This is a genomic window from Enterococcus hermanniensis (genome assembly GCF_001885945.1).
GTDB classification, from domain to species: Bacteria; Bacillota; Bacilli; order Lactobacillales; family Enterococcaceae; genus Enterococcus_A; species Enterococcus_A hermanniensis.
Map to the genome: position 1 here is coordinate 25,002 of NZ_JXKQ01000004.1, position 20,004 is coordinate 45,005.

The window sequence follows — 20,004 nt, forward strand, 5'->3', positions numbered from 1 at the left end:
ATTCCTTTTGTTTTGGCTTCTTTTTTATCCTAATGATTTCTTCAAGCGAACTTTCTTTTCTAAACTTTGCTATACTAGAGATAGGTAAAAATGATAGAGAACCAAAGAGGTGAATCGCTTTGACGATAGAAGAGGCAATTAATTGGATTCATAGTCGAAAAAAATTTGGCTCACGGCCAGGACTTGATCGGATCCAAGCATTATTAGATAAAGTGGGAAATCCAGAGAATGATGTTCCTACGATCCATATTGCTGGAACAAATGGAAAAGGTTCGACAGTAGCCTATTTACGCAGCATTTTATTGGAGGCTGGAGTAACTGTTGGTAGTTTTACATCACCGTATATTGAAGAATTTAATGAACGGATCGCTATCGATACTAAACCAATCACCAATCACGCATTGATCCATTATGTTAAAAAGTATCAACCAATCGTGGCACAATTAGATTTAGATCCAAAAGTTGGTGGAATCACCGAGTTTGAAATTTTGACTGCAATTATGTTGGATTATTTTGCAGCAGAAAAAGTCGATGTCGCAGTGGTAGAAGTAGGCTTAGGCGGATTATTGGATTCGACGAATGTAGTCAAACCTTTATTAACAGCTATTACGACGATTGGTTACGATCATATGGAAATCTTAGGCGATACACTGAATGAGATCGCTCAGCAAAAAGCTGGAATCATCAAAAAAAATATCCCAGTTGTGACGGGGAAGATTACTACCGGTCCTTTGATCGAAATCATTGAAAAAGCTGCATTAGAAACGGCTAAGATGTATCGTTATGGTGAAGAGTATCAAGTTGATTATCTCCATCCTGATCCAACTTGGGGTGAATTATTTAGCTTTAGCGATGAGAGCGGAAAATTATCCCCATTGAAAGTGTCGTTATTAGGACGGCATCAAGTAGAAAATGCTGGAGTAGCAATCGAGTTGTTTCATTTATATTGTGATTTAGTAGGGTTGCCGTTTGAAGAAAAAACGGTCCAAAAAGGTTTAAATAAGGCAGTCTGGCCTGCTCGGATGGAAAAAATCAGTGAAGAACCATTGATCGTCATGGATGGAGCTCATAACGGGCATGCCATCAAACGTTTAGTTGAGAATGTTAAACGCGAGTTTAGAAATTATCGAGTCAAAATTTTATTTTCAGCGTTGGAAACAAAAGATATCGATCAAATGTTGAACTTATTGTCAGATATTCCAAATTCAAAAATTTATCTGACGACATTTGAATATCCGAATGCATTAGATTTGAGTCGGTTTGATACGATTGACAGTCGGTTTGATGTCGTTTCTTTATGGCAGTTTGGTTTAGGAGAATTATTGGAAGATATGGATCAAGATGATTTATTATTAATTACGGGCTCACTGTACTTTGTATCGGAAGTCCGCCAATTATTATTAAACTTAGGAGGCGCAAATGAAAAAAATTAAAGGGATTATTTTTGATATGGATGGTTTATTGTTTGATACCGAGTCAATTTATTATGAAGCTAATCAAGTGGTTGCAGATGAATACGGTTTGCCTTTTGATAAAGAAATCTATAGTCGCTTTATTGGCGTGTCGGATGAAGAGGTTTGGGAAGAACTGCATAAAATGTATGCAGATCATGGTCAAGAAACGGTCCAAGCCTTTATCGATAAAAGCTGGGGAATGGCACATGAACGATTTAAGTCTGGGAAAGTTGCATTAAAACCAGGAGTTCATGAGCTGTTGGATTATTTAGAAGCACAAAAAATTCCACGCGTGGTTGCTTCAAGTAATGTTCGTCCAGTGATAGAAGTACTACTGGAAAACGCAGGGATCAGCGATAAATTTTCTGCGATCATTTCTGCTGAAGATGTACAATTTGCAAAACCTGATCCAGAAATTTTTAAAATTGCAGCAGAACGCTTAGCGATCCAGCCAGATGAAGGCTTGATCTTAGAGGATTCCAAAAATGGGATTCTTGCGGCAGAAGGTGCAGGGATCTCAGTCATTATGGTTCCTGATATTCTACCACCAACGGAAGAATTAAAAGCAAAAACAGTCAAAGTTTTACCGTCACTTCATGAAGTGATTGATTTTCTAGAAGTATAAATTACCACTCCTTTGCGTACCTTAATAAAAAGTAGGCAAAGGAGTTTTTTATGGAAAAAAATTCATTACTCCAAGAATTACCTGAAAGTTCATGGCCGCGCGAGCGCTTGGTACGTGATGGTGAGCGACATTTATCAGATCAAGAATTATTGGCCATTGTTTTACGAAATGGTTCTCGCCAACAAAATGTGATGGATCTGGCTGCGACTATTTTAAGAACTTACCCAACTTTATATGATTTGAAACACACCACATTGCAAGAACTTCAGCAATTTAAAGGAATCGGAAGTACAAAAGCGATCGAACTAAAAGCAATGATGGAATTCGGTTGTCGGATTAACCGGTCGCTGCAACAAAAACTTGGAAAGATTCAATCAAGTTTTACGTTAGGCCAATTACTGATTGATGAATTAAAAGACCAACCACAGGAGCACTTGATCACATTTTTTTTGAATACAAAGAATGAAATTATTTTGCAAAAAACAATTTTTATTGGCTCATTGAATCAATCCATCGCTCATCCACGCGAAATTTTTCGTGAAGCAGTCAAAATCAGTGCGGCAAAAGTAGCATTAGGGCATAATCATCCCTCGGGAAATCCCACACCTTCACAAAATGATTTAGATTTTACTGAACGGGTGCGTTTATGTGGTGAAATGATGGGGATCGAATTATTAGATCATATTATAGTTGGAGAAATCAAATACTTCAGTTTACGTGAAGAAAAGTACTTAAAGTAACAGGTGAAAACCCTTGCGCGAATAATCTGTTCGGTGGTAAACTAGATATGTAATTTTGTTTGAGTTACGAGTTGGTATACAGATGTTTCCTTTTTCGTAGGCTAGCAATGTTACACTAATTAAAAAGTGCTTACGCACGAGGAGGATTTTATTCATGGAAAACGGAACAGTAAAATGGTTTAACGCAGAAAAAGGTTTTGGTTTTATCACTCGCGAAGACGGTAGCGATGTATTCGTACATTTCTCTGCTATCCAAGGCGACGGATTTAAAACTATTGAAGAAGGACAAGCAGTAACTTTTGACGTAGAAGAAAGCGATCGCGGACCTCAAGCAACAAATGTTGTTAAACAATAAAAATGTCAAAGCCTTAGAGAATTTCTCTAAGGCTTTTTTGTATGCTTTTAAGTTCATTTATATCTCAGTAACAACTTTAAAGAAAAGCTCTTCTTCTGAATGGTCGTCACTATGGTTGGCATGATTAATCGCTAAAGTTGCTTTACCAATACAATATTGCCAAAATAAATCATAAGCAAATGTTTGGCTCTTTTCTGGACAAATCTCCGTAAACATTTCGCGAGTCACCTGTTTTACAGCTTGAATCGTTTCAGAATCTTGTAGGAAGAAACGGTAAAATTCATCAGGATAGTCCAAGGCGTAATTCATGATCGTTTTTGACAAAGCTCTTAAGGACTGTGGCTCTTGATCTTCTAAAAAGTCAGTATACTTGATTAAGATACGGTTGATCAAAACAGACTTTAGTTCGGCTAAGTTGGCAAATTCACGATAAATCGGTTGAGTAGAGCAAGCAATCTGTTGAGCAATGTTACGAGCATGGAATTTTTTGAATCCTTCATCAAGAATCAGCTGATAGGCACCATCAATGATGTGGCTTCGTTGCACGCGTTGTGTTCTTACCATAATTAATCTTTCCTTATCTAAATTTAAATTTTTAAAATAACTAATAATAAATATTAGCCCTCTTCACTATGTTTTATTGTGCAAATAAATCGAGGGTTTGTCAATTACAATTTAATTAAATCAACGAAAATTTCTGTTTTATCTTGCGTAAAAGATAAAAAGTAAATGAAAAAGATAAAATAAATGATGTTATAAAAATACAAATAAAAAAACAGCTATCTAAACTATAGATAGCTGTTTTTTTTAATCATCGAGTGTCATGATCATCGGCAAGATCATTGGATGACGCTCAGTTTGATCGAACAAGTAAGGTTGCAAGGCCGCAACCATGGCATTTTTTAATTTAGCTTCAGTACAGCCAGATTCATTGAGAGCTTCACGCAAGGCGTGGAATAAAATACGTTGGCCTTCATTGATCATATCGCCAGATTCGCGCATGTAGACAAAGCCACGAGATAAAATATCTGGACCGGCTAAAATTTCTTTCTTTTCGATGTCGACTGTTGCTACCGTTAAGACTAAGCCTTCTTCAGAAAGAATGCGACGGTCTCGTAAGACAACGTTACCGATATCACCGATGCCACTACCATCGACATAAACATCAGTGGCATTGAAATGCCCAGCCCGACGAGCAGTGTCAGCCGTTAATGCTAACATGTCGCCATTTTCCATGATAAAACAATTATCCTCAGGGACGCCTGTATCTTGAGCTAATCCTGTATGGATCTTCAACATCCGGAATTCACCGTGAATTGGTACGAAATATTTAGGTTTCATTAATCGCAGCATCAATTTTTGTTCTTGCTGGCTACCATGACCGGAAGTATGGATGTTATTCACTTTGCCGTGAATTACTTCGGCGCCGGCTTCTGATAGCAAGTTGATCAAATGATTAACACTTGTTGTATTACCAGGGATCGGAGAACTTGAAAAGATCACCGTGTCGTCTGGTTGGATTTGGATTTGGCGATGAGTCCCATTTGCGATCCGTGAAAGAGCCGCCATTGGTTCACCTTGAGAACCGGTACATAAAATCATCAATTCATTGGCTGGTAGGTTATTGATTTCATGTGCATCAACAAAAGTACCGTCAGGCACCGTGATATAGCCTAATTTTTGCCCATTGACGATCGCATTTTCCATGCTGCGACCGAAAACAGCGATTTTTCGTCCGGTAGCAACCGCAGCTGTAGCAGCTTGTTGTAGCCGCGAAATATTGGAAGCGAAAGTTGCAAAAATGATCCGACCTTCAATTTTTTCCATAATCCGTAAAATCGATTGGCCAATGGTTTGTTCTGATTTGGTAAACGTCGGAACTTCGGCATTGGTACTATCGGAAAGCAAACATAAGACGCCTTCTTCACCAAGTTTCGCCATCCGATGTAAATTAGCAGGCTGGCCAACAGGAGTGAAATCAAACTTAAAGTCACCAGTTTCCACGATATTTCCAGAAGGTGTTTTGACAACTACTCCTAAAGGATCAGGGATACTGTGCGTAGTACGGAAGAAACTGACCGATGTTTTGCGGAAGCGAATCACTGAATCTTCATCGATTTCATGCAATTCGGCATCGCGTAATAGTCCGTGTTCATCCAATTTATTTTTAATCAAAGCTAAAGCTAAGGCTCCTGCATAAATCGGAATATTGGCTTGCTTCAATAAATAAGGCACACCGCCGATATGATCTTCGTGACCGTGAGTGATCACAAGGGCTTTGACTTTATTGATATTTTGAATAACATAGCTAAAATCGGGAATGACATAATCAATTCCTAGTAGATCATCTTCGGGAAATTTTATTCCGGCATCGATGATGATGATCTCATCTTGGAATTGAACCCCATACATATTTTTTCCGATTTCGCCCAATCCACCAATGGCAAAGACACCAGTTTCATTGTTTTTTAGCGAAAGTTTCATATTAGAACTCCGTTAACTTGAAGTCGGCATTTTCTTTTTCGTATTCTAAATGATTGCCTTCTAAAAGTTGAATATATTCCACGTTATATGGGGTATTATCGCGCAATAAATTGTGTACCATTTCTTCGTTTTCAGCTTCCACATATAAAGATTGTGTTTGCTCGCGTTTTGGGTTACGTTCTTTGGTTTCTTGGTAATAAACTTTGTAAATCATAAATCTATCTCCTTTATTTGCATAATAGCAATTTTTTCCACGACAAAATGAGGGGCGGCTGCCACCTTTTTTTTATGCTCAACGTGTTAGCAATAGCTAATCTATTGAGAAGAAGCCTCGTCTTTGCTTCTTGCTTGAAAAAACAATTTCACCGTTCTTTGGGTTGTTCTTACAACAATTACTTGTAGTTTATCACAGAATAAATAAGAAGTATAGAAACTAGGAAGTGAAATGAGGAATCCTTAGAAATTTTCAGAAAGGGCAAAAAATGAAATTAAAAAAACAATCAATGAACAGGCACAAGCTTTTCATCTATGCTATATTGAAATCATTACGTTATAGAAAGAGGCGAGAAAGAATGAAGTTGATGTTGCGCTATACATGGCGCTATAAAAAGTTGCTGCTATTTGATTTCATCAGTGTTTTTGGATTTATTTTGATTGAGTTGGGGCTACCCACGATACTAGCCATGATGATCGATAAAGGAATCGGTAACAATGATTTTTCATATATCCAAAAAATGGGTCTCGTAATGATTGCGATTACGGTGATTGGAGTAGTGATGAGTATTTCATTGCGCTATTTCAGTTCTCAAATCACGTCTCGAATGGTAGCCGCTATTCGCGATGATTTATTTGAGAAGATCCAAAGTTTTTCTCATTCAGAGTACGAAAAAATTGGAGTATCTTCTTTGATTACACGAACAACCAATGATGCCTATCAAATCATGTTGTTCATGCAAAATATTTTAACAACAGGTTTTATGACCCCAATGATGTTTGGGATGAGTTTATACTTGATCATGCGAACAAGTCCGGGCTTAGGAATTTATGTTTTGTTGGCGCTACCGATATTGTTATTAGCTGTTTTACTATTGGCAAAATATTCAGAACCGCTATCAACAAAGCAACAAAAAAACTTGGACAATATCAATGGTATTTTACGTGAGAACCTTTCAGGCTTACGAGTGATACGGGCGTTCGTCAATGAAAAGTTTGAAGAGCTACGGTTTCGTTTAGTCAACGATGCCTATACGAATAGTTCGAAGAGTTTGTTTCATTTAATGGCGATTGCCCAACCAGGCTTCTTCTTTCTATTTAATATCGTGATGGTCTTGATTATTTGGAATGGAACACTTCAAATTAGTGACGGAAACTTAGCTGTCGGAACATTGATTGCTTTTATTGAATACATTTTCCATGCATTATATTCCTTTATGCTTTTTGCCACTGTCTTTATGATGTATCCACGCGCAAATGTTTCTGCAGAACGGATTCAAGAAGTTTTTGATATGGAATCTTTAATAAAAGATGCACCAGGTCATGCAATTGCTCCACAAGAAACTAGCTCATTAGAGTTTCGTGATGTGACCTTTGCATATCCAGGGCATGCCGAAAGTCCGGTGATTCGTAATGTTAGTTTTACAGCTGGACCTGGTGAAACAGTTGCTTTTATTGGAAGTACTGGATCAGGAAAATCAACATTGATTCAACTGATTCCACGTTTTTATGATGTGACAGAAGGACAGGTATTGGTCGACGGGAAAGATGTTCGCGACTATCAATTAAAAGATTTACGCGAAAAAATCGGCTATATCCCGCAAAAGGCACAATTATTTACTGGGACGATTGCAGATAATTTGCGTTATGGAAAAAAAGATGCAACGCTAGCAGAGATGGAACGAGCAGTCGAGATTGCTCAAGCTACTGATTTTATTGCTCAAAAGCCAGATGGTTACCAAGAAAAATTAGCTGAAGGTGGAAGTAATTTTTCTGGTGGTCAAAAACAACGGTTGGCGATCGCTCGAGCTGTGATCCGACAACCAGAAATCTATATTTTTGATGATAGTTTTTCGGCATTGGATTACCAAACAGATGCTAGATTACGTGCGCGTTTGAAAAAAGAAACGACGGAAGCTGCGGTTTTGATCGTTGCTCAACGTGTGGGAACGATCATGCATGCGGATAAAATCATCGTCTTAAATGAAGGTGATGTTGTCGGAATCGGAACACACCGAGAATTATTGGAAAATTGTCCAATCTATTATGACATTGCTGCTTCACAATTATCGAAGGAGGAATTAGCATGAGAAAATACACTTCTTCTTTAAAACGGTTGATGCATTATATCAATCCTTACAAAAAAACATTTATCCTTGTTTTGATTTTAGCAATCGGTACGTTACTTTTGGGGACCTGGTTGCCGTATTTGACGGGGCTGCCAACTACTGAAGTCAGTAAAAATATAGCTCAAGGTGAAGCTGTCAATTTTGATTATGTCTTTCGATGGTTGATCGTAATCGTAATCGTGGGGATTTTATACTGTATTACTCAATTGGGAACAGGTTGGTTGATGGCTAATGTTGTTCAATCAGCGATGCGTGATTTACGTGAAGATATCGAAGCTAAAATCAATCGCTTGCCCGTTTCTTATTTTGATCGAAATCAACAAGGTAATATCTTATCAAGAGTGACCAATGATGTGGATGCTGTCAGCAACGCGATGCAACAAGCGATCATCAAATCGATTAATGCTGTTTTAGGAATTTTGTTAGCAGTTGGGATGATGTTTTATATCAATCCAACAATGGCACTCTTTTCAATCATCATGATTCCGTTATCAATCATAATTTCACGAAAAATTGTCCAAGTCTCCCAAAAAGATTTTCAGGGCATGCAGAACTCTTTAGGGGAACTGAATGGGTTTGTTCAAGAAAATATGACTGGTTTTAGTGTATTGAAACTCTATGGCCGAGAACAAGAAACACTTGCAGGATTTAGTGAAGTCAATCATCAATTACGTCATTATGGTTTTCGTGCAGCATTTGTTTCTAGTATGATGCAACCATTGGTCCAGTTAACGGCTTATGCTACTTATATCGCTATGGCTATTTTAGGCAGTTGGAACGTGATTCATGGTGTGATTTTGGTTGGACAATTGCAAGCTTTTATCCAATACATTTGGCAAGTCAGCCAACCAATGGGGGAAATCACACAGCTTTCTTCGATGATCCAAAGTGCTTCTGCTTCGGCAAAACGAGTATTTGAGATTTTGGATGAGCCAGAAGAGATGTTAAACGAACAAGATCTACCGCTACCAGAACCAGTTCAAGGAAATGTCGTCTTTGATCATGTCCGCTTCGGCTATGATTCGAAAAAAACCTTGATTAATGATCTAAATTTTGAAGTTAAAGCTGGCGAGACGGTAGCAATCGTTGGTCCCACAGGTGCTGGAAAAACAACCTTGATTAATTTGTTGATGCGTTTTTATGATATCGACAGTGGAAGAATTCTAATCGATGGTGTTAATACGCAAGAGATGGATCGTTCAGATGTTCGTTCACAATTTGGGATGGTATTGCAAGATGCTTGGTTATATGAAGGAACGATTGCTGATAACATTCGTTTTGGACGCTTAGATGCCACTGATTATGAAGTGGTAGATGCTGCCAAAATCGCGAATGTGGATCATTTTATTCGTACGATGCCAGGCGGGTATGAAATGGAAATCAATTCAGAAGGTGACAATGTCTCTCTAGGTCAAAAACAATTATTAACGATTGCTCGGGCGATCATTTCAGATCCTAAAATTTTGATTTTAGATGAAGCAACGAGTTCTGTTGATACACGTTTAGAAGGCTTGATCCAAAAAGCAATGGATCGAGTAATGGAAGGACGGACAAGTTTTGTGATTGCGCATCGTTTGTCAACGATCCGTGACGCGGATCTTATTTTGGTGATGAGAGACGGCGACATTATCGAACACGGAACACATGATGAATTGTTAGCGCAAGATGGTTTTTATGAACAATTGTATAATAGTCAATTTATGGAAGAAACAGAATGAGTTAAAGAGGTGTGAGCTTGCTCATACCTCTTTTTGATTTTAAAGGACAGAATGTATCTTTTGATTTATAAATTAATAGAAAGATAAAAAGAGATGCTATACTAATTTCGAGGTGAGTAGAATGACAAATTTTATTGCAGAGAGTGCAGATGTATATGGTGATTTAACAATCGGAAAGGGTTCAACTATCTGGTTTCAAAGTGTCCTGAGAGCGGATAGCAATACCATCTCAATAGGAGAAAAAAGCAATGTTCAGGACGGAACGATTATCCATGTTGATCAGGATGCACCAACTGTGATCGGTGACTATGTAACAATTGGGCATGCTGCAATCATTCATGGTTGTGAGATTCAATCAGGGGCTTTGATTGGAATGGGCGCAACGATTTTAAATCATGCGGTAATCGGAGAAAATAGTTTGATCAGTGCCGGTTCTTTGGTGACAGAAGGAAGCGTGATTCCGGCAAATTCATTGGCTTTTGGTTCTCCTGCGCGCGTCGTTCGTTCACTGACCCCAGCGGAAATTGAAAAGAATCACGCCAATGCAGAGCATTATTATCAATTAGGAAATGCTTATTTAAACGAAGAAATTTCAGTTTATCAGCCAAAAAAATAAAGAACCCTTACGCAACGGATCAAGTTTTAAAATTTGATCCGTTTATTTGGATTATCAGAGTGATTTTATTGTGAATTAAAGGGAAATACCTATATAATCTTACTTAAAGGAAGTGGATAGCATGGACGGAAGTAAATTGAATCAAGAACCAGTCAACGAAGAAGAATTAATTGAGAAAGGGTATCGCAAATATCACGGAGAGGGTATCGACATTTATTATAATAAAGATATCTGTGCCCACATCGGAAATTGTGTACGTGGCAATCCAGAGATTTTTGAAGTCGGCCGTCGCCCGTGGATCATTCCAGATAATGGTAGTGTTGAAAATGCTAGCTATGTTGTAGATACGTGCCCTAGCGGAGCCCTAAAATACGTGATTAAAAATAATTGATCTTATTCAAAAGTAGAGGAGTGTCATTATGGAAATCAAAGAAGAAAAAGAACGTTTTGTACTATTAAATGATGAAGGTGCCGAAGCAGGAGAAATGACTTGGTCTAATGCCGGTGCTGAAATCATGATCATTGACCATACATTTGTTGACCCAACGTATCGTGGACAAGGTCTAGCTGAAAAGTTGGTTGCTGCGGGAGTTGAAAAGGCGCGAAATGAAGATAAAAAAATTATTCCATTATGTCCTTTCGCCAAAAAAGAATTTGAACAAAAATCAGAATATGCAGATGTTTTAAGAAAATAAGTTATAGATCTTCTCTAGCCAAATCGCTTCAATTGTGCTAGAGTGAAATTGAGGCAGTTTGGAAATAAGGAGGGTCATTCTTTGTACAATTTTATTTTAGGTGTTATCTTGGTTTTATCTGTGATCATCGTTATCACAATTATGATGCAACCTAGTAAACAAAATAGTGCTGCGAGTGCTTTTACTGGTGGTGCAGATCAATTGTTCGGAAAGCAAAAAGCACGTGGCTTTGAAGCTGTGATGCAACGATCAACCGCAGTTTTAGGAGCGGTTTGGATGATTTTGCTCTTCGTATTAATGTTTTTATCTAGCAAATAAATCGACCTCTCAACTGAGAGGTCTTTTTTATTTTGTATTTCTAATAAATCAAGTACACTTTAAGATAAAGCATGAAAATCACGAAGAAAGCCGTTCAAATGAGAAAAATAATGCGATGTTCTAGCCGGAAATAAAAATGGAGGAGTGAAGTAAATGGCCCAAGTACCAGAGTCCTTATTTTTGCCTAAAGGAAAACGTGCGGTATTATTGCTACATGCCTACTCAGGAAGTCCCAATGATGTAAGGATGTTGGCACGTTTTTTAGAAAATTTGAATTATACAGTTTATGCACCACTATACACAGGCCATGGGACCGCAGATCCGTTAGATATTTTAAATGTGACTGCAGAAAAATGGTGGCAAGATAGCCAACAAGCAGTACGCTTTTTACAAGAAAAAGGGTATGATGAGATTGCTGTCTTAGGGTTATCGATGGGTGGCATCTATGCAACTCGATTATTAGGAGAAAAATCAGAAAAATTCATCGGTGGTGGTTTTTTCTGTTCGCCAATTGCACCAGTTAAAACAAGAGTGACGGAGAATTTTTTACTTTACACAAAAAAAGTTTTAGAACGTAATGGTGAACAAGTGGATGAGGAGAAATTAGCTAGCTATCGCCCTTTAGTCGATCAACAATTGCGTGCGATTGAAGAGCAAGCCGAGTTTGCTTATGAAAAAGTTGGGAAAATTTCTGTACCTTTCTTTATGGCACAAGCTGGACGAGATCAAATGATTGAAGCGACAGGTGTTTTTGAGACTGCTGCTCGCCTGGAACAAACTGCTTTTACATTGAAATGGTATCCTACGAGTGGACATGTGATCACTGTGGGATCCGAAAGAAGACAATTTGAACAAGATGTAGCCGATTTTTTAGCTACACTTGGCTGGAGAGAAGATAATGGAGAGAAAAACAATTAAAGAAGAAATAGTAGCAAGTTTAAAAGCCGCAAATAAAAAAAGTCTTTCAATGGAAGAATTAGCGGAACTTTTAGAAATGCGTAAAAGCGATGACTATAAATTATTAGTCAAAACTGTTGCGCAAATGGAACGAGAAAAGACCCTGGAGTTTAATAAGAAAGGCAAAATCAAATTGCCATTTAAATCAGTAGAAGTAGAAGGGATTTTCCGTCGGAACGAACGAGGATTTGGCTTTGTAACGATTGATCCTGAGGAGCCAGATGTATTTATTCCAAAAGATGCCACGAACTATGCAATGGACGGCGATATCGTAATGATCGATATTCAAAAAACAGCCGACTTATTTTCTGATCGTGGAGCAGAGGGAAGGGTTGTTTCTATTAAAGAGCGGAAAATCCAACAACTCGTCGGTGAATTCACTGCTTTTGATGTAGCCGAAATTGCAGAGTCAGATCTGTATGGCTATGTGACTCCAAAAGATAAAAAAAGTGCGCAATTTAAAGTGTTCATTACAGCTGAAGGGGTCCAACCTGTAGATGGTAGTGTCGTCATCGTTGAAATTACTCACTATCCTGAAAAAGGGTATGCAGAAAGTTTGGAGGGACTAGTATCCAAGGTGATTGGACATAAGAACGATCCTGGTATGGATATTCTTTCGATTGTAATTGCGCAAGGGATTCCGACTCAATTTCCTGAAGAAGTTCAAACCGCTTCCGAAGAAGTACCCGATACTATTTCTGAAGCCGATTTAATTGGTCGTCGTGATTTACGCGACCAACAGATTGTGACAATCGATGGAGCTGACGCGAAAGACTTGGACGATGCTGTGACAGTCAGAAAATTAGCGAATGGAAACTATTTCTTAGGCGTGCATATTGCCGACGTTTCTAACTATGTGACGGAAGGCAGTATTTTAGACAAAGAAGCATTCGAGCGCGGGACGAGTGTATATTTAACGGATCGGGTAATACCGATGATTCCACAACGGTTATCTAATGGTATCTGCTCGCTTAATCCGAAAGTTCCTCGTCTGACGATGAGTTGTGAGATGGAAATCGATTCGAATGGAACAATCGTTCATCACGAAATTTTTCAAAGTGTCATCCAAACAACTGAACGAATGACGTATTCTGCTGTTAATGAAATTTTAGAAACTGAAACGGCGGCAACCATGGAGCGCTATCAAGCATTAGTGCCAATGTTTCATTTAATGAAGGAACTACATGAAATTCTTGAAGTTCGTCGTAATAATCGTGGCGCAATCAATTTTGAGGATCGTGAAGCGAAAATTTTAGTTGATCCTGAAGGTCGTCCGATAGACATTGAATTACGAGAACGCGGAGTAGGCGAGCGCTTGATTGAATCCTTCATGTTAGCGGCTAATGAAACAGTAGCAGAACATTTTAACAAATTGAAATTACCGTTTATTTATCGAATCCATGAACAACCAAAAGAAGAAAAAATGCAACGCTTCTTTGATTTCGCTGCTGCTCTAGGGATCTTAGTCAAAGGAACCAAAGATTCGATCACGCCAAAAGACCTGCAACAAGTGATTCATCAAGTGGAAGAAAAACCGGAAGCAGCAGTAATCAATACAATGCTGTTACGCAGTATGCAGCAAGCACGTTACTCAGAGGACAATTATGGGCACTATGGATTAGCTGCGGAATACTACACGCACTTTACTTCGCCGATTCGTCGTTATCCTGATTTGATCGTCCACCGTTTGATCCGTACCTATAGTAAGGATCAAAGTGAAGCGACCAAAGAAAAATGGGCAGAAGCATTACCTGAGATCGCAGACCACAGTTCTAAAATGGAACGCCGTTCAGTAGATGCAGAACGTGAAGTAGATAGTATGAAGAAAGCGGAATACATGTCGGATAAGGTGGGCGAAGAATTTGATGGAATCATTAGCTCAGTAACTAAATTTGGAATCTTTATCGAGTTGCCAAATACAGTAGAAGGATTGATCCATTTAAATGAAATGAAACAAGATTATTATCATTTTATTGAAAATCAATTGGCTTTAGTGGGCGAACGTACGCGTCAAACATTTAAAATTGGTCAAAAAGTTCGTATCAAAGTGACGAAAGCTGATCCTGTGACTCGAGAAATCGATTTTGAGTTATTGGAAGCAGAAGAAATTCCAGCCATAGATGTTCCAAGGAACACACATCAAAACAAACGACGTAAACCAGTTACTGGACGTCAGAATAATTACGACAAATCGAAGAAAATGTCTAATAAGAAATCAAAGACTCCTGGGAAATATTCATCAGAGCGCCCAAATGAAGGAAAAAATGACCAAAAAAAGAAAAAAGGGAAGAAACCTTTTTATAAATCAGTCGCTAAAAAGAACAAGCCGGGTAGAAAGAAGGGGTAATATGCCAAAAGGTGAAGGAAAGTTAGTCGCACAAAATAAAAAAGCACGTCATGACTATACGATCACTGATACGATGGAGGCTGGAATCGTTTTGCAAGGAACCGAAATCAAATCGATTCGTAATAGTCGGATCAATTTAAAAGATGGATTTGCTCGAATTCGAAATGGCGAAGCCTTCTTGTATAATGTTCATATCAGTCCTTATGAACAAGGAAATATCTTCAACCATGATCCAGTAAGAACACGGAAACTGTTGCTGCACAAAAAACAAATTGCCCGGTTATCAGAAGAATTAAAAAATACGGGAACGACTTTAGTCCCACTAAAAGTTTACTTAAAGGACGGGTATGCTAAAGTCTTAATTGGGATCGCTAAGGGGAAACATCAATACGATAAACGAGAAAGTTTAAAACGTAAAGATGTGGATCGTCAGATCAGTCGTACACTAAAAAATTATTCGCGCTAGCAAAATATTCTTTTTCGCATATTTAGTTAGACTTTCTTTACTTACCCTTGTATTTTGATACGATTAACTACAATCTATACTAGCTTTTTTTCGGGCTAAGATAGCTATTGGAGCGGTTTCATAGAATATAAAATAACGAATTGGGAAATCTTGTTAACTTATTCGAAAAATTTTAGGAAAATTCTTTGAAATTTTCTTGCTCTGGTGGTAACATACGAGAGTATTTTGAGGAGCAGCGCGAAGCAGCACGAGTTGACGCGAGTCGCTGGGAAGAGAGGTGAACTGGATTGGATGAAAAATCTTGGTTTTTCCATGTTGGGCCCATATGGTTTGATGGGACTGTGACGACAATGATCATCGTAACGTGTTTGATCGTCTTTTTCCTTGTGTATGGATTTACACGCAACCTAACATTGAAACCCAAAGGAAAGCAAAACGCAATTGAGTGGGTCATAGATTTCACTACGAACATTGTTGGCGACAACATGCCCCGTAATGAAGTCAGAAATTTTAGTTTGTTCTCATTTACGTTGTTCATGTTTATTTTTGTAGCGAACCAAATTGGACTTGTCACAAAAATTGTCTCAGGTGACAATGTGACCTATTGGAAGAGTCCTACAGCTAACCCGTTTGTAACGATGGGATTAGCACTACTCGTTTTGACTTTAGCGAATTACCTAGGTACCGAAAAACTGGGTCTAGGTAAATACATTAAAAATTCTTTCTTTACACCTTCAGCATTATTTCCTATTAAATTGATGGAAGAATTTACAAATGTTATCACGCTAGGTTTACGTCTTTACGGGAATATCTTCGCTGGTGAAGTATTGCTTTCATTGATTGCAAGTGTTGTAACAAAAACAGGGTGGATCACCTTGCCATTAGTTATTCCACTAGAAATGATATGGATCGCATTCTCACTATTTATCGGTAGTATCCAAGCATATGTTTTCACAACTCTATCTATGGTTTATATCAGTCATAAAATCGAGGTAGAATAAAAAAATTAGTACACTTTTAGGAGGAAAATTATTATGAATTTTATCGGTGCAGGAATCGCAATTATGGGGGCCGCAATCGGGGCTGGTTATGGTAACGGACAAGTAATCTCAAAAGCAATTGAGTCTATGGCTCGCCAACCAGAAATGTCAGGACAAATTCGTTCAACAATGTTTATCGGTGTTGGTTTGATTGAAGCTGTGCCAATCTTGGGTGTAGTTTTAGGTATGTTAATGGTTTTCCAATAAAATTCAACGCTTTTTTGTTCAATCTCATTTTAAAAAATGAGCGAAAGAACTGTACAATAGTTCTTCAATGAGGAAGACGCACAGAAAGGAAGACCGAGTATGCTGAATCTAGTTATTGCTGAGACCGTCAATACAACGCTCGGTAATTTAATCGCCGTTACTGCATCATTCGTGATCTTAATGGCGTTACTAAAAAAATTCGCGTGGGGTGCCGTTCAAGACATTCTGAAAAAACGTGAAGACAAGATCGCCAACGATCTAGATTCTGCCGAGCAATCACGTAAAAAAGCAGCTGAATTGGAAAAAGAACGTGAAACACAATTAGCGAGCTCTCGTAGTGATGCGGCAGATATCATTAAAAACGCGAAGGAAAGCGGCGAATTAATCCGTCAAAATATCATCAAAGATACAAAAGAAGAAGTTTCTCGTCTAAAAGATCGTGCACAAACTGAGATCAAAGACGAACGCGATAATGCATTAACTTCTGTTAAAGATGATGTTGCGACTCTTTCCCTACAAATCGCGGAAAAAATCTTGAGCAAAGAGCTTTCACAAGATGCTCATCAAGATTTGATCAACGAATACATGACTAAGCTAGGTAACACAAAACATGAAGCTTGATAAATACACTGTTGGTAAGCGTTATGGAAAAGCTTTGTTTGAATTGGCGATCGAAAATAAAGTTGCCGATAGCGTTTATCAAGAGTTGTTGACTATCCGCGAAATCTGTAAAGAAATCCCGGATTTAGGAAACATCTTGACTGATGTTCGTCTACAAGGTGCTGAGAAAAAAGCGATTATGGATGCTTTTATCGGCGGATTTGACGGAATCGTCAAAAACTTTTTATTAGTTGTTTTTGAATACAATCGTAGCGACGATCTACCATTTATGATCGAAGAATTCGAGCATCGTTATGATGCAATGAATAAAGTCGCACATGGGACAGTTACTACTGCTGTGCCGCTCTCTGAAGAAAAGAAACACGAACTTGAAGCAAAAGTCGCTGATGTTTTTGGCTACCAGAAGGCCACTTTAACCCCGATGATCGATGAATCGATTCTCGGCGGTGTCATTGTTGAAGCCGATCATCAAGTGATCGACGGCAGCCTCGCCAGCCAATTAAATGGTCTACGAGCAGCACTTAGTAAAAAGTAGAGAAGAAGAGGTGAAATGAATGGCCATCAAAGCAGAAGAAATCAGTGCTTTAATTAAAGAACAAATTCAAAATTATGATAACAAGTTGTCTGTTGAAGAAATCGGAACAGTCACTTACGTTGGGGACGGAATTGCTCGTGCTCACGGTTTAGAAAATGCAATGAGTGGAGAACTTTTAGAGTTTTCTAATGGCTCTTACGGTATGGCACAAAACTTAGAAAGTAATGATGTTGGTATCATCGTTCTAGGTGAATTTGAGTCCATTCGTGAAGGAGACAAAGTAAAACGGACTGGTAAAATCATGGAAGTACCCGTTGGCGAAAACATGATCGGACGCGTTGTAAACCCATTAGGCCAACCAATCGATGGCATGGGCCCAATCGAAACATCAAAAACACGTCCAGTTGAAGCTATGGCGCCAGGCGTTATGCAACGTAAATCAGTATCTGAACCAATGCAAACTGGCTTAAAAGCCATCGATGCACTTGTTCCAATCGGCCGTGGCCAACGTGAATTAGTTATCGGTGACCGTAAAACTGGTAAAACATCTATCGCAATCGATACGATCATCAACCAAAAAGGGTTAGATATGATCTGTATTTATGTTGCGATTGGACAAAAAGAATCAACTGTTCGTTCACAAGTTGAAACGTTACGTAAATACGGTGCAATGGATTATACCATCGTTGTTACAGCCGGAGCTTCTCAACCAGCGCCATTATTATATATTGCTCCTTACGCTGGTACAGCTATGGGTGAAGAATTCATGTATAACGGAAAACACGTATTAGTTGTTTTTGATGATTTATCTAAACAAGCGGTCGCTTACCGTGAACTGTCATTACTATTACGTCGTCCGCCAGGTCGTGAAGCTTATCCAGGGGATGTTTTCTACTTGCATTCACGTCTATTAGAACGTGCTGCGAAACTTTCAGATGAATTAGGTGGCGGTTCATTGACTGCCTTGCCATTCGTTGAAACACAAGCAGGCGATATTTCTGCATATATCCCAACCAACGTTATCTCAATTACTGATGGACAAATTTTCTTAGAAAGTGATTTGTTCTATGCAGGTATCCGTCCATCTGTTGATGCTGGTTTATCTGTATCACGTGTTGGTGGTTCTGCACAAATAAAAGCAATGAAAAAAGTTGCCGGGACTTTACGTTTAGACCTTGCCAGCTATCGTGAATTAGAAGCCTTCACACAATTTGGTTCTGATTTAGATGCTGCAACACAAGCAAAATTAAATCGTGGACGTCGAACAGTAGAAGTATTGAAACAAAAACTTCATGAACCACTGCCTGTTGAAAAACAAGTTGTGATTCTTTATGCCTTGACTCATGGCGTACTTGATAGTATTCCAGTCAATAGTATTTTAGATTTTGAAGCTCAATTATTTGAATACTTGGAAACGAATCATTCAGATCTATTCGCAACTATCCGCGATACAAAAGACCTGCCTGATACTGACAAACTAGACAGTGCGATCCAAGAAGTCAAAGACATCTTTGATGCTTCAAACGCTAACCAAGAAAAAGCATAATCGAGGTGAGAGAAAATCATGGCATCCTTAAATGAAATCAAAACACGGATTGCATCGACGAAGAAAACTAGCCAAATCACCAAAGCTATGCAAATGGTATCAGCCTCTAAATTAACGAAATCAGAAATGTATTCAGCTAGATTCCAAATTTATGCTTCAAAAGTGCGTGAAGTCTTAACGCATTTGACAGCAAGTCAATTAACGGAATTAGCTAATTCTGGTGGTTCGTTAGGCGGAATCAACTATCACAGTATGTTGTTGAATCGTCCAGTCAAAAAAACAGGTTATATTGTTATTACTTCAGATGGTGGCTTGGTCGGCGGCTATAATAGTTCGATCTTAAAACAGACCATGACGATGCTTGAAGATGATCATGATTCTGCCGATGAGTATGTTTTATTGGCCATTGGTGGAACCGGAGCGGACTTTTTCAAAGCTCGCGGCGTTAAATTAGCGTATGAATTACGTAATTTATCGGATCAACCAAGCTTTGATGAAGTACGAAAAATCGTTTCGATGACGACAAGTATGTATGAGAATGAAGTCTTTGACGAGTTATACGTTTGTTATAACCACCATGTCAATTCATTGTCTAGTCAATTCCGGGTAGAAAAAATGTTGCCAATTTCAGATTTGGATCCAAGCGAAGCACAAACCTATCGCGAGGAATACCTTTTCGAGCCATCAAAAGAAGCAATCTTAGATCAATTACTTCCTCAATATGCAGAGAGTTTGATTTATGGTGCGATCGTTGATGCGAAAACAGCAGAACATGCAGCCGGAATGACTGCGATGAAGACCGCAACAGATAATGCTGGTGCGATCATCGATGACTTAACTATCTCATTTAACCGCGCGCGTCAAGCAGCGATTACCCAAGAGATTACTGAAATTGTCGGCGGGGCTTCCGCATTAGAATAATTTCGAGATTGGAGGAA

The 20,004-nt window shown here is 38.6% G+C and carries 22 protein-coding genes; 19 read left to right on the top strand and 3 right to left on the bottom strand.

Going from position 1 to position 20,004, the window contains the following annotated elements; all coding sequences use genetic code 11:
- Window positions 1-119: 119 nt before the first annotated feature.
- The 4 genes from RV04_RS05495 to RV04_RS05510 all read left to right on the top strand — a co-directional run bounded on the left by RV04_RS05495 (window position 120) and on the right by RV04_RS05510 (window position 3,174).
- Entirely contained in the window at window positions 120-1,433 is a 1,314-nt protein-coding gene (locus tag RV04_RS05495; RefSeq protein WP_071857475.1) for a bifunctional folylpolyglutamate synthase/dihydrofolate synthase, read from the top strand.
- Window positions 1,420-2,079 (top strand): HAD family hydrolase, encoded by a 660-nt coding sequence (locus RV04_RS05500; protein ID WP_071857476.1) that lies wholly within the window; start codon window positions 1,420-1,422, stop codon window positions 2,077-2,079. The genes RV04_RS05495 and RV04_RS05500 overlap by 14 nt, the downstream gene beginning before the upstream one ends.
- Window positions 2,080-2,129: 50 nt before the next feature.
- Window positions 2,130-2,819, top strand: coding sequence for a RadC family protein (gene radC / locus RV04_RS05505; RefSeq protein WP_071857477.1), 690 nt, complete (start codon window positions 2,130-2,132; stop codon window positions 2,817-2,819).
- A gap of 154 nt (window positions 2,820-2,973) precedes the next feature.
- Entirely contained in the window at window positions 2,974-3,174 is a 201-nt protein-coding gene (locus RV04_RS05510) for a cold-shock protein (RefSeq protein ID WP_071857478.1), read from the top strand.
- A 57-nt stretch (window positions 3,175-3,231) separates the two neighbouring features.
- Here the strand turns inward: RV04_RS05510 and RV04_RS05515 are convergent, their stop codons facing one another.
- The 3 genes from RV04_RS05515 to RV04_RS05525 form a co-directional block, all read right to left on the bottom strand.
- On the bottom strand, window positions 3,232-3,738 hold the full coding sequence (locus tag RV04_RS05515) for a TetR/AcrR family transcriptional regulator (protein WP_071857479.1): 507 nt from the start codon (window positions 3,736-3,738) through the stop codon (window positions 3,232-3,234).
- A gap of 243 nt (window positions 3,739-3,981) precedes the next feature.
- Complete coding sequence (rnjA, locus tag RV04_RS05520) at window positions 3,982-5,658, bottom strand: ribonuclease J1 (protein ID WP_071857480.1); 1,677 nt, start codon at window positions 5,656-5,658, stop codon at window positions 3,982-3,984.
- 1 nt (window position 5,659) lies between these two features.
- Window positions 5,660-5,872 (bottom strand): DNA-directed RNA polymerase subunit epsilon, encoded by a 213-nt coding sequence (locus RV04_RS05525; RefSeq protein WP_071857481.1) that lies wholly within the window; start codon window positions 5,870-5,872, stop codon window positions 5,660-5,662.
- A 358-nt stretch (window positions 5,873-6,230) separates the two neighbouring features.
- Here RV04_RS05525 and RV04_RS05530 point away from each other — a divergent pair, with 358 nt between their 5' ends.
- The 15 genes from RV04_RS05530 (at window position 6,231) to RV04_RS05600 (ending at window position 19,987) form a co-directional block, all read left to right on the top strand.
- Entirely contained in the window at window positions 6,231-7,961 is a 1,731-nt protein-coding gene (locus RV04_RS05530) for an ABC transporter ATP-binding protein (RefSeq protein WP_071857482.1), read from the top strand.
- Entirely contained in the window at window positions 7,958-9,718 is a 1,761-nt protein-coding gene (locus RV04_RS05535) for an ABC transporter ATP-binding protein (protein WP_071857483.1), read from the top strand. Before RV04_RS05530 ends, RV04_RS05535 begins: the two co-directional genes overlap by 4 nt.
- 121 nt (window positions 9,719-9,839) lie before the next feature.
- Entirely contained in the window at window positions 9,840-10,334 is a 495-nt protein-coding gene (locus tag RV04_RS05540; protein WP_071857484.1) for a gamma carbonic anhydrase family protein, read from the top strand.
- Window positions 10,335-10,455: 121 nt separating this feature from the next.
- Window positions 10,456-10,725 (top strand): (4Fe-4S)-binding protein, encoded by a 270-nt coding sequence (locus RV04_RS05545; RefSeq protein WP_071857485.1) that lies wholly within the window; start codon window positions 10,456-10,458, stop codon window positions 10,723-10,725.
- A 28-nt stretch (window positions 10,726-10,753) separates the two neighbouring features.
- Window positions 10,754-11,029, top strand: coding sequence for a GNAT family N-acetyltransferase (locus RV04_RS05550; RefSeq protein ID WP_071857486.1), 276 nt, complete (start codon window positions 10,754-10,756; stop codon window positions 11,027-11,029).
- Window positions 11,030-11,110: 81 nt separating this feature from the next.
- Entirely contained in the window at window positions 11,111-11,347 is a 237-nt protein-coding gene (secG, locus tag RV04_RS05555; RefSeq protein WP_071857487.1) for a preprotein translocase subunit SecG, read from the top strand.
- Window positions 11,348-11,500: 153 nt separating this feature from the next.
- Window positions 11,501-12,265, top strand: coding sequence for an alpha/beta hydrolase (locus tag RV04_RS05560; protein ID WP_071857488.1), 765 nt, complete (start codon window positions 11,501-11,503; stop codon window positions 12,263-12,265).
- Window positions 12,246-14,651, top strand: coding sequence for a ribonuclease R (gene rnr / locus RV04_RS05565; RefSeq protein ID WP_071857489.1), 2,406 nt, complete (start codon window positions 12,246-12,248; stop codon window positions 14,649-14,651). Before RV04_RS05560 ends, rnr begins: the two co-directional genes overlap by 20 nt.
- A gap of 1 nt (window position 14,652) precedes the next feature.
- Window positions 14,653-15,117: an SsrA-binding protein SmpB gene (smpB, locus tag RV04_RS05570; RefSeq protein WP_071857490.1), complete on the top strand. Its 465-nt coding sequence runs from the start codon at window positions 14,653-14,655 to the stop codon at window positions 15,115-15,117.
- A 287-nt stretch (window positions 15,118-15,404) separates the two neighbouring features.
- The gene (gene atpB / locus RV04_RS05575) at window positions 15,405-16,118 is read left to right on the top strand and encodes a F0F1 ATP synthase subunit A (RefSeq protein WP_071857491.1); all 714 of its coding nucleotides are present in this window, start codon (window positions 15,405-15,407) and stop codon (window positions 16,116-16,118) included.
- Between the two features lie 33 nt (window positions 16,119-16,151).
- Window positions 16,152-16,364, top strand: coding sequence for an ATP synthase F0 subunit C (gene atpE, locus RV04_RS05580; RefSeq protein ID WP_010743272.1), 213 nt, complete (start codon window positions 16,152-16,154; stop codon window positions 16,362-16,364).
- Between the two features lie 99 nt (window positions 16,365-16,463).
- Window positions 16,464-16,985 (top strand): F0F1 ATP synthase subunit B, encoded by a 522-nt coding sequence (gene atpF / locus RV04_RS05585; protein WP_071857492.1) that lies wholly within the window; start codon window positions 16,464-16,466, stop codon window positions 16,983-16,985.
- Complete coding sequence (atpH, locus tag RV04_RS05590) at window positions 16,975-17,520, top strand: ATP synthase F1 subunit delta (protein ID WP_071857493.1); 546 nt, start codon at window positions 16,975-16,977, stop codon at window positions 17,518-17,520. The genes atpF and atpH overlap by 11 nt, the downstream gene beginning before the upstream one ends.
- Before the next feature lie 19 nt (window positions 17,521-17,539).
- Window positions 17,540-19,066: a F0F1 ATP synthase subunit alpha gene (gene atpA, locus RV04_RS05595; RefSeq protein ID WP_071857494.1), complete on the top strand. Its 1,527-nt coding sequence runs from the start codon at window positions 17,540-17,542 to the stop codon at window positions 19,064-19,066.
- 15 nt (window positions 19,067-19,081) lie between these two features.
- Window positions 19,082-19,987 (top strand): F0F1 ATP synthase subunit gamma, encoded by a 906-nt coding sequence (locus RV04_RS05600; RefSeq protein ID WP_071857495.1) that lies wholly within the window; start codon window positions 19,082-19,084, stop codon window positions 19,985-19,987.
- Window positions 19,988-20,004: the final 17 nt, after the last annotated feature.

What these genes read in the sequence shown, in the direction of transcription:
- rnr (WP_071857489.1), top strand. Translation starts at nt 12,246, where the DNA reads ATGGAGAGAAAAACAATTAAAGAAGAAATAGTAGCAAGTTTAAAAGCC.
- RV04_RS05535 (WP_071857483.1), top strand. Translation starts at nt 7,958, where the DNA reads ATGAGAAAATACACTTCTTCTTTAAAACGGTTGATGCATTATATCAAT.
- atpH (WP_071857493.1), top strand. Translation starts at nt 16,975, where the DNA reads ATGAAGCTTGATAAATACACTGTTGGTAAGCGTTATGGAAAAGCTTTG.
- atpF (WP_071857492.1), top strand. Translation starts at nt 16,464, where the DNA reads ATGCTGAATCTAGTTATTGCTGAGACCGTCAATACAACGCTCGGTAAT.
- RV04_RS05560 (WP_071857488.1), top strand. Translation starts at nt 11,501, where the DNA reads ATGGCCCAAGTACCAGAGTCCTTATTTTTGCCTAAAGGAAAACGTGCG.
- atpA (WP_071857494.1), top strand. Translation starts at nt 17,540, where the DNA reads ATGGCCATCAAAGCAGAAGAAATCAGTGCTTTAATTAAAGAACAAATT.
- RV04_RS05540 (WP_071857484.1), top strand. Translation starts at nt 9,840, where the DNA reads ATGACAAATTTTATTGCAGAGAGTGCAGATGTATATGGTGATTTAACA.
- rnjA (WP_071857480.1), bottom strand. Translation starts at nt 5,658, where the DNA reads ATGAAACTTTCGCTAAAAAACAATGAAACTGGTGTCTTTGCCATTGGT.
- RV04_RS05530 (WP_071857482.1), top strand. Translation starts at nt 6,231, where the DNA reads ATGAAGTTGATGTTGCGCTATACATGGCGCTATAAAAAGTTGCTGCTA.
- radC (WP_071857477.1), top strand. Translation starts at nt 2,130, where the DNA reads ATGGAAAAAAATTCATTACTCCAAGAATTACCTGAAAGTTCATGGCCG.
- RV04_RS05545 (WP_071857485.1), top strand. Translation starts at nt 10,456, where the DNA reads ATGGACGGAAGTAAATTGAATCAAGAACCAGTCAACGAAGAAGAATTA.
- RV04_RS05550 (WP_071857486.1), top strand. Translation starts at nt 10,754, where the DNA reads ATGGAAATCAAAGAAGAAAAAGAACGTTTTGTACTATTAAATGATGAA.
- RV04_RS05510 (WP_071857478.1), top strand. Translation starts at nt 2,974, where the DNA reads ATGGAAAACGGAACAGTAAAATGGTTTAACGCAGAAAAAGGTTTTGGT.
- RV04_RS05500 (WP_071857476.1), top strand. Translation starts at nt 1,420, where the DNA reads ATGAAAAAAATTAAAGGGATTATTTTTGATATGGATGGTTTATTGTTT.
- smpB (WP_071857490.1), top strand. Translation starts at nt 14,653, where the DNA reads ATGCCAAAAGGTGAAGGAAAGTTAGTCGCACAAAATAAAAAAGCACGT.
- atpE (WP_010743272.1), top strand. Translation starts at nt 16,152, where the DNA reads ATGAATTTTATCGGTGCAGGAATCGCAATTATGGGGGCCGCAATCGGG.
- RV04_RS05525 (WP_071857481.1), bottom strand. Translation starts at nt 5,872, where the DNA reads ATGATTTACAAAGTTTATTACCAAGAAACCAAAGAACGTAACCCAAAA.
- RV04_RS05515 (WP_071857479.1), bottom strand. Translation starts at nt 3,738, where the DNA reads ATGGTAAGAACACAACGCGTGCAACGAAGCCACATCATTGATGGTGCC.